Raw genomic sequence first — 12,998 nt, forward strand, 5'->3', positions numbered from 1 at the left:
CTTGTCCGGAGGATCGATCATGTCTGCTTCTCCCAGTTCTCCCGGCCCGGCCGAGAACCGGCCGCCAGCGGCCACCGACCGCCTGGCGTGGCGGAGGCACATCCCGGCGCTGGCCTCCGCCGCCGCCGGGATCCGACAGGCGTCCGACGCCTGGGACGCGGTCTCGGACTCCTTCTGCGACGGCGACGGCTGGCCCGTCGACGAGCAGGGATACGAGGACGGCAAGGTGAAACGCGACGCTGAGGCGTGGGAACACGTGGAGGTCTTCCTCGCCCACGGTCCCGAGGTCCTGGCCGGCGTCCGCGCTGCCGCCCGTGGTGCCGACTACGTCGAGGGGCCGGTCAGCGAAGACCTCCGCCGGCTGCGCGGGATCGACACCACCCTGGAACAGGCGGGACAGCTCCAGCGCGAGTGGGATCAGATCATGGCCCTCATGGACGCCTCGCTCCCCGGCTCGCGGAAGCTCTACGAGAGCCAGGCAGAGGAGGACCGCAACGCCGACGGCTGGCACTACACCGACGAGCTGTCCATCCGCGGCCCGGCCCTCGTACGGGCCGCGGACTACCTGGCTGGCCGAGCGGACCGCGAACAGTCCTCGCGGACCGAACAGGCACGCGTGGCCCTCGCCCGATCCCCCTCCGGCCGACACGGTGCCCTGCCGGCTTCTCCCCCGGCGCCACAGGCGCCCGGCCCACCGGTGCCGGGGCGCTCCCGCTGACGCCCGTAGCACCGAGTCCCGGCGGGACCAAACCTTCCGATCGCCAGATCCTCGTGGACCACCGCCCGCCCAGCACCACCACCCCCGGTCGCTGATCACTTCCCGCCTCGGAGTACGCCGCATGCCTCTCACCAGCAGAACCATTCCGGCCCTCGACCTCCCCCGTAATCGAGCCTCCGGATGGATCAGCCATGTTGCCCACCTCCGCCGAAGAAGTGCTTGCCGACGTCACCATCGGCCGCCACCCCGACTACGGCATCGTCGCCGCGAACCCCAAGAACCTCGCCGCCGGCCCCTGGATGCTGGAGCGGCTCGACTTCCATCCCGTCCGCGGTCAGCCGACTCTGTACGCCCTGACCGACCAGCAGCGTGACGGGCAGGGCCGCGCCACCCGGGCCGTCGCGCTGCTGCGCAATGCCGGCTTCTGGGTCGACATGGACGCCGTGTTCATCCCCTCCCTGGTACCCGGCGCGGGGTCCGTCCCGTCCCGGGCTCCGCGCGCCGAGCCAGATGTCGCGTTCGCCGAGCATCCGCGGCTCGGCATCGTCGCGGCCATCGACAGCCGCGCCTCCGGACTCACCGAACTCGCCCTGGTCGAACACGGCTGGCGGCACGATCACCGCCTGGACATCTACACACTGCCCGCCGCCACCAACCGCGACGAGGCCCTGGGGAAGGTCGCCGACGCCACGTTGGCCCTGCACCGTTCCGGTGTCCAGGTTGCGGTGCAGCCCCGCCTCGCCCAGGACGTAGCGGCCCGCCACCGCCCCGCGCCCTCCTCGTCCCGCGACCGTGTCCAGGGCGCTGGCCGTAGCTCTCCGATCGTTGCCGCCGCGCTCGCCGCCAGCCCGGTCCTCGCCAGTCTCCCAGGCAAGGCGCCGGTGTCGGCTCCCGCCACCTCCGTCGCGGCGGCCCTGCCGGTCGACCCGCGCATCGCGTTCACCCGCGACCGCTGACCCAACTCCCGTAAGGAATAGCTCCCATGGCCGTGAAGACCATCTGGCCGATCAACCACGCATGCGGCCACAAGGCCGACCGTGACCTGTCCAATCGACCGGCCGACCGCCGCGCGGGCTTCGCCGAGTGGCTCGCCAGCCAGGAGTGCAGCGACTGCTGGCGCGCCTCCAAAGAGAACAGCGAGCAGGACAAGGCCGCCTGGGTGAAGACCAAACGCGCCGAAGAGCAGGCCGAGTCCGAAGCCTGGTCGCAGCAGTACCGGATGCCTCCGCTCGAGGGAACCGAGCGCGCCGTCCCCTGGGCTGTGCGCTGCCGCCACCAGATCCTGGCCGCCGCCTACACCGCCCTGGTCGTCGAAGGCGAAACCAGCGAGCCGGAGTGGGAGGAGATCGAGGAGACCGCTCGCACCATCACCCGCGCCGGATGGTGGATCGACCAGCGCTCCTCCGAACCCGATGACCTCGCCGAGCTGCTCCAGGCCGCCACTGACGCCGACCGGCCCAGCGAGAACCCCCACTTCTAGCTGCCGGGTGTCCCGCTGTCGCGGGACACCCGCTTCGCTTTCCCAAGTCCGAGAGAGTGTTCTTGCGACTTGCGCCAGAGACTCCTTGGAGGACGGGAACCAGCGTCGCGAACGACTGACAACGGTCTGGTTGCCACCCACCGCACAGTCTTGAGGTCAGGAGCAACCGTGCCCCGACCCCAGGCCCTTCGTATCGCGGGCGAACTCGCCGCCAACACACCCAGGCACGAAGGTATGCCCCAAGATGGCCAGCATCCCCTCACGTAGACGGCGCACTGTCATGATGCGCTGCGTACGCAGTCTCGTGGTCTCCGCCGTAAAGGCCGCCAGACGACTCCGATAGACGGCGCGATCAGTAACAGGTTCCTTCCTATCCTGAAGAAACCTGAGGTACATGTCCCAATCCTCGTGAGGCTCTCGGAGATCGACAACCTTCGGGGCGACTTCCACAAGCCAGTTGGCTTCCATCGCCAAGTACCGGCAAAGGTTTGCTGATTCAACATCCAGCCCGATACTGCTGGCCAGTTCTTCCTCGTCAAAGCTGACTCGGTGAGTTCCCTCGCTGTAATCAGGGATCTCAAGATCCAGGCGAGATGCCAGCTCGTACAGCAGCACCTTTACCATCTGCGGTAGCTTGGCATCCCAAACTGCATTGATGTAGTCCTCGCGTCGATCCGCGTTCGGAAGCGGCGGACTTTCCTCGCCGGAACGGTCATTGTTCCGGCCCTCTTTGGACGCAGACTGGTAGCTCTTCCCGGATTCCTTCATGCGGCGTCGCACTTCCTTCTTGCGTGCGTGGTGCTTCGTCACTGCTCGCTCTGTCCACACCGGTCCCGTGATCCGACGTGTTCAACGGATCCAACGTTCAATCCGGGCGAGGATGCGGAGCACCTTCGGGCCTTTAGAGCTCGTCGATCACGGGTCGATAGAACTCAGCCGGGACCGTCGCCGCTGGGCGGTCCACGTTGGTGAACGATCGTCTCCTCGATCGGTTACGCCTCGGGTACCGAGCTCAGCCTGCGATCGTCGCGCTACGGGTCGGTGGCACCTACCAGCAATCTCCGGCCAGGCCAAATCCCGAATCCTTCGGATTCTCTACCTGTCGGTCCGACCTCCCGGGCCCTCATTTCTTCCTTCTCCTTCTAGGTAGACACCGTGATCGCCCACCTGCAGCGCGTCAGGGATACCGCAGGCCTGCTTTCTTACCTGTACGAGCCAGGTGAACGCGGTAACCACGTCAGCCCCCGGCTTATCGCGGGCGACGGTCACGGGGCGCCGATCGAGCTGCTCGCCGAGACGGGCTCGCTGCCCTACTTGGCTCAGGCGCTCGACGCTCCCGTCAAGCGCCTCGGGGCACGTGCTCCAGCTCGATCGACGTGGGTCTGCTCGGTCCGGGCCGACCCGCGTCGGCCGGACTTCACCGACGCGCAGTGGGCTGCCGTATTGCGCCGGCTGGTGTCCGCCACCGGAATCGCTCCGGACGGTGATCCGGACGCCTGCCGGTGGGTCGCCCTGCGCAACCAGCCCCGACAGGTGCACATCGTGGCCACCCTCGCCCGCGAGGACGGCGGCTTGCACCACAGCTATCGCGATGCCTTCCGCCTCCAGACCGAATGCCGCCGGATCGCGGCAGAGCTGGGGCACCTCGCCACCGGCTCCTATCCGACTTCCCGTGCCCAGGAGACTTCTGTGCCCGCTCCACCCATCACCATTTCCTCCGAGTCCAGCGGCAGCGTCGTGGTGAAAGGTGCCAACGATGACCTGTCCGCCATGATCCTCAGGCACGCCGGCTTCCAGCAGATCCAGGACTGGCACGGCCGGCGCCACCGGCTTCCCACCACCACCCCGGTCGCGGACCAGGTCGCCATCGCCAGCCACGCAGCCGAGATGCTCCGCTCCGCCCGCTACGGCGTCGATCTTGCTTCCTCCCTGGACGTGGCCCGGATGAGCACCCCGGCGGATCCCGTTGGGCACTACGCTGCCGGAGCCTCGCTTCTCCAGATCACGGACCGGATCAGGTCTGCCGAGAACGGGGCGGACCTTCAGCGAGCAGTCGACCAGCTCCTCCACCCCGAGCACGGCGCGCTGGAACGCGTCCGGGAAGCTCTGGAAGCGGCGGGAGACCACATCAACGACCTCGACGACGAGGCGTACGGACTGGCGGGCCGGTTCGGCTTCGCGGCGGATTTCGTCGTCTCAGCGCAGTCGGAGCTCGTCGACTCGCAGGACGAGCTGCGCCGTGTCGGCGCCCCGTCTCGGTCCCAGCCCAGGCCGGGGACGCGCTCCTCGGATCTGTCTGTCTCTCAGAGCGCGGCGCTGGCCGTGTCGCCCGCGGCAGCCAGGGCCCACGCCGGCACCGGTGTTCCGTCGCCCGCCACGCCACCTCAGTCCGCGGCACGTCCCGTCCCCCGCTCCCGATGAAGCGTTCCGTTCGATCCGCAAGGAGTAAGCCCGTGAGCTGCACGAGAGCCGAGCGCGCCCCGCCCCGCTCGCTCACATCCCAAGGAACCGCCCGTGCCTTCCCCGCGTACCGATGCGCCGTCAACGACCACCGGCTCCGACGCACTCCTCTATCTCCTGTTCGGCGTCCTCGGCGCCGCCATGGCCTTCGGCTCGCTGGCCTGGCTGACCGGCAACCTCACCAACTCCCTCGTCGGAAGCGGCCCGTGGGCCCCGTTCCGCGCCACCGACGCCGTGCTGCACCCCGAGGTGCTGTGGCCGACCCTGAGCACCACCTCGCTGCTGGTCGGCGTCCGCGTCATCCCCGGCCTGCTCACCCTGGCGCTGATCACCACCGGCCTGGTGCTGTGGCTGCGCCGGCGCTCCGGTGCCAAGACTGGTCTCGCCCGCAAGAGCGACCTGGCGCCGCTGCTGGACAAGGAGATCACCGCCAAGGCGAAGAGCCTGCGGCCGTCCCTGAGCGGCCGGGAGTGCAAAAGAGGTCGCTCCCGCCGACCGCGGCATCCTGCTCGGCACTCTTGACCCTGGTCGGGCCGATGTCCGCGCCTCCTGGGAGGACGTGATCGTAGCGATCATGGCCCCGCGCAGTGGGAAGACCTCCGGGTTGGCGATCCCCGCGATCCTCGCGGCTCCCGGTCCGGTCCTGCTCACCTCCAACAAGGCGGCGAATGACGCGTTCACCGCGACGGTGGACGCCCGTGCCGAGGTCGGCACGGTCTGGACCCTCGACCCCCAGCAGATCGCCCACCACCCGCGCGAGATGTGGTGGGACATCCTGGCCGACGCCCGCGACCTTGCCGGGGCGAAGCGGCTGGCCGGACACTTCGTCGCGGCGAGCGTGGACGAGTCGAGCGGCTCCGACTTCTGGTCCACCGCCGCGTCCAACACGCTCGGCGCCCTGTTCCTGGCCGCCGCGAGCCACCGGCGGCCGATCACCGACGTGCTGGCCTGGCTCGCCTCCCCCGCCGACCGAACCCCGGTCGACCTCCTCACCGACGCCGGCCACGACGCGGTCGCCGCACAGCTCCAGGGCACCGTCTCCGGCGCGACCGAAACCCGCGACGGCATCTACGAGACGGCGAGGCAGTACGCGAGCTGCCTGCTCGACCCGGACGTCGCCGCCTGGGTCACCCCGAGCAAGGACCTCCCCGAGTTCAAGCCCCTCGCCTTCGCCACCTCCCGCGACACGCTGTACCTGCTGAGCAAGGACGGCGGCGGCAGCGCGTCCGCGATCATCGCGGCGGCGGCCGACGCCGTGATGCGCGCGGCCGTGATCGTCGCCGAGCGCTCCGGCGGACGGCTCGACCCGCCCGCCTTGTGCGTCCTCGACGAGGCGGCGAACGTGTGCCGCATCAGCGACCTCCCGGAGCTGTACTCGCACTTGGGGAGCCGGGGTGTCATCCCGATGACGATCCTGCAGTCCTACCGGCAGGGCCAGCGGTGCTGGGGCGAGGCCGGGATGGACGCCCTCTGGTCCGCCGCCACCGTCAAGATCGTCGGGTCGGGAATCGACGACGCCGACTTCGCCGACCGCCTCAGCCGACAGGTCGGTGACCACGACGTCCAGACCGTCTCGGTCTCCACGAGCGAGGGCGGCAAGTCCACCTCGGTGAGCATGCGCACCGAGCGGATCCTGCCGCCCGACGCGATCCGCGCCCTACCCAAGGGCAAGGTGCTCCTGCTGGCCACCGGCCTGCGGATCGCCATGCTCTCCATCCGGCCCTGGTACAAGGAGCCCTCCGCCAAGGTGGTCGGGCTGGCCTCCGCCCGCGCCACGAAGGCGATCACCGAGCGGGCCCTGGCGAAGACCGTCGGCCACGACAACTTCGGGCTGTCGGCATGAGCGCGCCCACGCCACGTTCCGCGCGGCTGGCACAGTCGCCGGTCGTCCTGCACGAGGGCCGGTGGTGGCTGGTCGGAGATGCCGGGTCAGTTCCCGTCGCCGATCGCTCCTTCGGCACCGTGCTGGACGACTTCGCTGAGGCGGTGGCCGCCGCTGACCGTGCGGTCGCCGATCTGCGTGCCCGGCCGAGTGAGCCGTCCGCTTCCAGCACGCGAGGTCGTCGATGAACCCGCTGCTGAAGGCCGAGCAGGCGGTCCTCGGCGCGGTGCTGCTCGACCCGGGCCAGCTCTCGCACCTGGAGTGGCTCGCGCCGGATCACTTCTACCGGCCGGTCCACCAGGCGCTGTTCGCCGCGCTCCGCAAGCTCCGAGGCAATGGCCACCCCGCGGTGGAGGGCGAGGGTCCGGTGCCGCTGTCGTGGGTGACCGACGCGGTTGCCGAGGCCGGCCTCCACGTCCGGGGGCTGACCGCGTCGTACGCCCATCTCCTGGTCTCGGCCTGTCCGCGTCCGGCGCACGCGCCGGTGTACGGCCGCATGGTGCTGGAGGGGGCGATCCACCGCACCGTCACCCAGCACGCGATCCGCCTTCACCAGGAGGCTCGCACGGGCGCCCTGCGAGGCGAGGTCGAGGGAGCGCTGCACTACGCGGACGTCCTGACGGGGGTGCTCACCGATCTTGCACGGCGGTGGGGCACCGAACCGCGACCGGTCGCGCCCGCGACATCGCGGGCCCTCGACCCGCCTGCCCTTCCGCCGGCTCAGGCCGATCGGGTTGCCGAGGACGAGGAGTTCCTTCTGGCCGTCCTCGTCGAGCGGCCGGGGGCCATGGGCGAGGTGGTGGGCTGGCTGCGTCCGGGCGACTTCGCCGACCCGGTCCACGGGCACCTCTACCGGTGCCTCGGGGCGCTGCACCACCGGGGCGAGCCCATCGACCGGATCACCCTGCTCTGGGAGGCCCAGCGGCGCGGCCTGCTGGCCAACGGCACGCTGTCGGGCGACCGGTTCGCCGCCATCTGCGACGGCGTGGGGGCCGGTGACGCCGAGTGGCTCGGCAAGCGGGTGATGCGTTCCTCGATCACGCGCACCGCAGCCGCCTCCGCCCTCGCCGACCGCGCCCTTGCCGAAGACGAGGTCCTGGCCCCCGGGCGGCTCATCAACCACGCCCTGCACGCGCTCGGCCCGCTCGATGAGGTCCGCGCCCGTTGGCAGACCGCGCACGGCCGGCCGGCTTCACGGGCGCCAACCACCGCTTCTCCTCCGAGCGGGCCGCCGGCGGCGCGGGTACAGGCGGCCCTCACCCGCAGTACGCCGCGCGCCGCCCCGTCTCCACCGGGCCGACTCGGCCCCGGGCCCACCCCGACCGCCGCACGCCCGCCCTCACGCAACCACAGCTGACACCCCTGTCCATCGCTCCTCCTCATGTACGGGAATTCATGGTGACCACGAACCCTCTCGCCGACGCTCTGGCCATCCGTGCCACGGCCTCGGCCTTCGACGCCCAGCGCGGCAAGCTCCCGGTCCCCGGCGACCCTCACCGCCTCCCCAGCAGCGTCGCCGTCGCCCAGCAGATCTCCGAACTCGGCAAACTGATCACCGAGCTGGGCGACGAGGTCCTCTTCCGCACCGCCAGCAGGGAATACGACTCTCGCACTTCCCTCGCCGTCTCCAGCTTCTCCGCCGCCATACGGCCCGCCGGTGACGCGGCAGCCGCCCTCGGGGAAGTGGCCCAGCAGCTCGCGTTCCTGGAACGGACCGAGCACCTGCACGACCGGCCCGACACCCGGGATGCCCGGGAAGCGGCGGGGCGGGTGATCGACGAGGCCCTCGGGACGGCAGACACGGCCCTACGGGAAGCGGCCGACTCCCTGCACGCCGCCTCGACCGCGGTCTCGCCACCGTCGAGGCGGCTCCGGGCAGCCCTCGGCCGGACCACCACCACCGTGTACGGGGCCGTACCGGCTCCCCCCACAGCGCCGGCACCGGCAACGCCTCTCGCGCCCCGGACCGTACGGGGCCGGTGACATGCCTGCCATCGTCTCCCGCCCTCCGCTGATCGGGTCGCTCTGCTCCGGGTACGGCGGCCTCGACCTGGGGGTGCAGTCCGCTCTCGGCGGCACCCTGGCCTGGCACGCGGAGGTCGATCCGAACGCCTCGCGCATCCTGGCCCGCCACTGGCCCGGCGTCCCCAACCTGGGCGACATCACGACCGTCGACTGGTCCGCCGTCCCCCGGGTGTGCGTCCTGACGGCAGGCTTCCCCTGTCAAAGACGTCTCGGTCGCCGGCCGCCGGGCCGGACTCAACTCCCAGACCCGCTCCGGGCTGTGGCTGCACGTCGCCCGTGCGGTCGAGGCCCTCCGACCCTGCTTGGTAGTGATCGAGAATGTGCGCGGCCTCCTCACCTCCCCCGCCGGCTCCCCTGGCGACGTGGAACCCTGTCCGTGGTGTCTGGGAGACACCGCAGGTCAGCCTCCTCTGCGGGCACTCGGTGCCGTACTCGGATCCCTGGCCGACCTCCGGTACGACGCGAAGTGGCTCGTGCTTCGCGCCTCCGACATCGGAGCCCCGCACCGGCGCGAGCGGACCTTCCTCACGGCCTGGCCCGCAGGAGACCCTACTCAAGACGCCGACCAGCAACATCGGCAAGAACGGCGGCTCCCAGCACCCGGCCAAGAGGAAGAGCGGGGGCCACGGTCCGAACCTGGCCGACGAGGTCGAGTGGCTCCTGCTGCCGACCCCGAAGGCGTCGGACGGAATCAAGGGCTCACCCAACCAGCGGCACGGCAACGGGGACATGACCCTGCCCAGTGCGGCGGCGTCGCTGTTGCCCACACCCCGGGCCAGCGACACGGGCACCCCGGGCCGTCGCCCCGGCAACGGGTGGCGCCCTCCCCTGTCGGCGGTGGTCCTGCCGCTGTGGGCGGAGCCGTCCCCGGAAGCCGAGGAGTCGAGCGGCGATGGGGACCGTACGCAGCCGCAATCGCCCGATGGGAGACGCTCACCCGCCCCGCGCCGGCGCCCACGGACGCGGCCGGTCGGCTCCGTGCCGACTTCGTCGAGTGGATGCAGGGCCTCGACGCCGGCTGGATCACCGCCACCCCGGGACTCGGACGCCCGGCGCAGCTCACCGCGCTCGGCAACGGCGTCGTCCCCCAACAGGCCACTCGCGCTCTGCAGTTGCTGACACCGCCGTTCCCGCGCTGTCCCCGCTGCGCGGCCGGGTAGCGGCTCCCTACCGGGATTTCCCGGCCGGGCCAAACCGCAGATTCTCCGCATCCTCTCGGGCATGTCGCCGTCTCACAGATGGAGCACGCTCTCATGTCCGACACCAGCCCGACCGCCCCCGCCTCCGGCCCTGAGCCGTTCCGGGTCTCCGACGAGAACCTCGACGACCTCGCCAGCGCCCTCGCCAGGACCATCGCGGAGGTCAGGCGCCAGGGCGTCATCCTCGACCGCCTCGGCTCCGAGCCCGATCCCGTACCCCCTGCCGATCAGCAGACGGACGGCGCTCCGGCAGCCGGGGCGGTCGGCCCCGGGAAGACCGACGGCCCCACCTCGGTGTTCATCATCGCCCTGGGCGGCGAGGCGTACGCCGTCGAACTCGCCGCCCTCAGCAACTGGGTGAACCACCTCCTCCTGCCGGTGTACGGCCGGGAGATCAGCACGACTCGCCCCTGGTGCGCGCAGTGGCACGAGCACCCGGAGGCCGTCGCTCGGCTGCACGCCCTCTGGCTCGCCTGGCAGCAGCTCACCGACACCGAGGCCGGCCTGGCCGGCCCGTCGACCTGGCACCGCGACCACCTGGACCAGGCCCTCGTCCACCTCCGCGCCCCGGACGGCCCATTCGCCGCGTGCACGGCGAGCCCGACCCGCCCCAACCACCGGGTGCTGACCACTCCCGCCCCTCAGGAGTCGGGGGTGGCGGCATGAACGACCGCTTCGGCTTCGCCTTCGATTTCGATCTCGACGAACTCGCCCCCGCCGATACCGCGTCCGAGGAGGCAGTGGAGAGGTTCTGGTCCGGTGACCTGACGGCACTGTCCCAGCACCACACCACGCCCAACGGCTCCCACAGCTTCGTCGTCGCCCACGACCAGTCGGCCACGTGGGGAGTGCCTGGCGCGCCCCAGGTCATGGCGATCGCCGTCGCCCGGGATCTCACCCGGTTCACGTTCACCCTGGAGACGAGCCACCACGCCACGGCGTCCTTCGCCCAGGCGTGGCTGGTCGAACGCGGCTGTCCGCCCGAGAAGATCGCCAAGATCCACGGCGGCTCCTTGAAGCCCGCCGACGACCTCACGGTGTGGGTCGAACGGCAGATCCGCGAGTCGGGCGCCCGGTACGAGGTCTTCGACAACCACACCTCGGATTCCGACCCGTGCGAGACGTGGACGCTGACGCACGACTCCAGTGCCGCCCAGGCGCCGGTTCGCCTCTTCCACGAAGAGTGGGACCACGCCGCCGGCACGTACACGATGCGCGAGGGTGCCTTCGCCGACGTCGGCGCCGCCCGCGCCTGGCTGGACGACCGCAGCGGCCCGCTGCCGGAACCGCTGGAGTACAGCGATCACAACGTTGCCGTCGTCCGGGCCCGCATCGCCCGCATCGCCCTCTCCCGCTCGGCCGGCACCGCCACGGCGCCGAAAGCCAGCCTGGACGCCCCCCGTACGCCTCCGGCGGGACCGGTCCAGCGTCCGGTACAGGGGAGGCTGCTGTGAGCCGCGCCCGCTTCGCCTTCGCCGCACACCCTGACGCCATCGCCGACCTTCGGGAACTGCCCGACAGCATCCGCGATTTGGCTCTCCTGGAGCTGCAGAACCTGGTCCATGGAAGTGACGACTGCCTGCCGTTGAAGGGCCGCCTTGCCGGCTTCCACAAGGTCTACGTCGACCCCTCGGTCTCGTACCGACTGGTGATCCAGTTCCGCCCGGCCCCACCGACCTCGAACCACAGGCGCGAGATCTATCTCGTCGCTGCCGGAAGCCGGAAGGACTACGCGGTCTACCGCACGGCCCACCTACGCACCGCCCCTCAGCAGATCACCGAGACGGCCTCCGCCGACGAGGCCCGCGTCCAAGCCGCCCGGTCCCGTTCTTCCCTGGTCGCCGACCGCCCGACGGCCGCCCCGGCAGCTCCTCCCCCAGCAGCACACTCCACGGCCGCACCCTCCCGAAAGGTCCCCCAGCGATGACTGCCGACCGCGCCCCGCTGTCCCGTACCGACCTGGCCGGCCTCCTCACCGAGGCCGCGCAGAGCGCCTTCGGAATCCTCACCGCCGAGTACCCGACGGCCGCCGACCGCTCCTACCTGCACCCCGTACTGGGCCCGTTGTCCGCCGGCCCGCGCGTGGTGTGCGAGCTGAACGACCGGCTCGAAGAGTTCATGGCCGCCGAACCGCGCCCTGCCATGCCAGCGAGCCTGTTCACCCTGGCCTCCTACGCCTCCGCGCTGGGCTGGCTCACCGAGTCCCTCGCCGAGCTGACCACCGCCGTCGACCAGATCTGCACGCGCGTGGGCATCCCGACGGAACCTCGGGACCCGGCCTTCGCCGCGACCGAGGACGCCGAGGAGGAAGACGGGCTCGACTTCGCCTTCAGCGCGCTGGAGCTGGCGGCGATCCGCAGCGCCGCCGAGGCCGCCGGGCTCCCGCCGGGTGACTATGTCGACGTGCTCTCCCAGTCGCTGCTGGCGGCCTCCCGGATCACCGACGCCTGCATGGAGATCTCCAGCGGCCTGCTCGAAGACGCCGCGTACGTCGTCGACGAGGCGGCCGACCACATCTGGACCGGCGGCGAACCAGGGGGACTGCCCACTCTGGTCCGTTCACTGCTCGCCCGGATGGAGGCGGTTGAATGAACCCGCGCGATACGCCCGAGCGGGCCTCCGCCTTTCCCATCAGTTCGTTCGATGCCCAGCGCATCGAGGACGCGCTCTCCCTGATGGGGCCGAAGTGGACCGCCTGGGCGGCGATGACCTTGGCCCAGGAGCGCCGTCCCATGCGTGTACGAGATGTCGCCGCCAGGCTCCCCTTCGTCAGCGAGCAGTTCGTCGGCAAGCGGCTGGCCGCCATGCACTCTGACGGGTTGGTCGTCCGAACCGACGAGCGCTATGGGGCTCCGTACCGACTCAGCGTGCTCGGCGAGTCCCTGGCGCCCGTGCACCGCACCTTGGCTGACTGGTCCCGCGCCTACTTGTCGCCCGACAGGATGGCCGAAGCCGAACGCGTCGAGGACGCCGTACAGCGTCTGCGGCTGCGGCACTCCACCGCCATGATCAAGGTCCTCTACGCGGGCGGCCCGATGCGGTTCGTCCACATCGCCGAAGGCGTCGGCCTGGACGTCGCCCTCACCCGGCAGCGTCTCCTCCGGCTTCAGGCCGACGGCTTGGTCACCCGCACGGGGCCACGCCACGGCGACCCCTCCGTTCTGACGGATGCCGGCCAGGCGCTCGGTCCCGTCTACGCGACCGTCGAGCACTGGAGCGCCCCCTTGGCCGCGC

At 70.9% G+C, this 12,998-nt stretch carries 11 protein-coding genes and 4 pseudogenes; 14 read left to right on the forward strand and 1 reads right to left on the reverse strand.

The window, feature by feature from the left end; genetic code table 11:
* The first annotated feature begins 19 nt into the window (after positions 1-19).
* The 3 genes from IF43_RS0107120 (at position 20) to IF43_RS0107130 (ending at position 2,198) form a co-directional block, all read left to right on the forward strand.
* Complete coding sequence (locus tag IF43_RS0107120; protein ID WP_030195557.1) at positions 20-718, forward strand: hypothetical protein; 699 nt, start codon at positions 20-22, stop codon at positions 716-718.
* A gap of 191 nt (positions 719-909) precedes the next feature.
* A complete protein-coding gene (locus IF43_RS0107125; protein WP_234331986.1) occupies positions 910-1,674 on the forward strand; it encodes a hypothetical protein in 765 nt (254 codons plus the stop codon).
* A gap of 26 nt (positions 1,675-1,700) precedes the next feature.
* On the forward strand, positions 1,701-2,198 hold the full coding sequence (locus IF43_RS0107130; RefSeq protein ID WP_030195559.1) for a hypothetical protein: 498 nt from the start codon (positions 1,701-1,703) through the stop codon (positions 2,196-2,198).
* A 156-nt stretch (positions 2,199-2,354) separates the two neighbouring features.
* Here the strand turns inward: IF43_RS0107130 and IF43_RS0107135 are convergent, their stop codons facing one another.
* A complete protein-coding gene (locus IF43_RS0107135; protein ID WP_158939192.1) occupies positions 2,355-3,008 on the reverse strand; it encodes a hypothetical protein in 654 nt (217 codons plus the stop codon).
* Positions 3,009-3,353: 345 nt separating this feature from the next.
* Between IF43_RS0107135 and IF43_RS42420 the strand changes: the two genes are divergently transcribed.
* The 11 genes and pseudogenes from IF43_RS42420 to IF43_RS42425 all read left to right on the forward strand — a co-directional run.
* A complete protein-coding gene (locus tag IF43_RS42420) occupies positions 3,354-4,619 on the forward strand; it encodes a hypothetical protein (protein ID WP_234331987.1) in 1,266 nt (421 codons plus the stop codon).
* 93 nt (positions 4,620-4,712) lie between these two features.
* A pseudogene (locus IF43_RS0107150) lies at positions 4,713-6,501 on the forward strand (type IV secretory system conjugative DNA transfer family protein).
* Between the two features lie 223 nt (positions 6,502-6,724).
* Positions 6,725-7,897: a DnaB-like helicase N-terminal domain-containing protein gene (locus IF43_RS0107155; RefSeq protein WP_030195582.1), complete on the forward strand. Its 1,173-nt coding sequence runs from the start codon at positions 6,725-6,727 to the stop codon at positions 7,895-7,897.
* Between the two features lie 41 nt (positions 7,898-7,938).
* Complete coding sequence (locus tag IF43_RS0107160) at positions 7,939-8,523, forward strand: hypothetical protein (protein WP_158939194.1); 585 nt, start codon at positions 7,939-7,941, stop codon at positions 8,521-8,523.
* Between the two features lies 1 nt (position 8,524).
* Positions 8,525-8,698, forward strand: a pseudogene (locus tag IF43_RS43380) (DNA cytosine methyltransferase); the annotation flags it as partial.
* Positions 8,699-8,819: 121 nt separating this feature from the next.
* Positions 8,820-9,725: pseudogene (locus IF43_RS39015) on the forward strand (DNA cytosine methyltransferase); the annotation flags it as partial.
* A 93-nt stretch (positions 9,726-9,818) separates the two neighbouring features.
* Positions 9,819-10,430, forward strand: a complete 612-nt coding sequence (locus IF43_RS0107170) for a DUF4913 domain-containing protein (protein ID WP_030195596.1) — start codon at positions 9,819-9,821, stop codon at positions 10,428-10,430.
* A complete protein-coding gene (locus IF43_RS0107175) occupies positions 10,427-11,218 on the forward strand; it encodes a hypothetical protein (RefSeq protein ID WP_030195598.1) in 792 nt (263 codons plus the stop codon). The genes IF43_RS0107170 and IF43_RS0107175 overlap by 4 nt, the downstream gene beginning before the upstream one ends.
* Positions 11,215-11,691 carry a hypothetical protein gene (locus IF43_RS0107180; RefSeq protein WP_030195602.1) on the forward strand — a complete coding sequence of 159 codons (477 nt, stop codon included), beginning with the start codon at positions 11,215-11,217 and terminating at the stop codon, positions 11,689-11,691. The genes IF43_RS0107175 and IF43_RS0107180 overlap by 4 nt, the downstream gene beginning before the upstream one ends.
* On the forward strand, positions 11,688-12,356 hold the full coding sequence (locus IF43_RS0107185; RefSeq protein WP_030195606.1) for a hypothetical protein: 669 nt from the start codon (positions 11,688-11,690) through the stop codon (positions 12,354-12,356). Before IF43_RS0107180 ends, IF43_RS0107185 begins: the two co-directional genes overlap by 4 nt.
* 140 nt (positions 12,357-12,496) lie before the next feature.
* Positions 12,497-12,640 (forward strand): annotated as a pseudogene (locus IF43_RS42425) (hypothetical protein); the annotation flags it as partial.
* Positions 12,641-12,998 lie beyond the last annotated feature (358 nt).

This window comes from Streptomyces sp. NRRL S-87, from assembly GCF_000719335.1.
GTDB lineage: Bacteria > Actinomycetota > Actinomycetes > Streptomycetales > Streptomycetaceae > Streptomyces.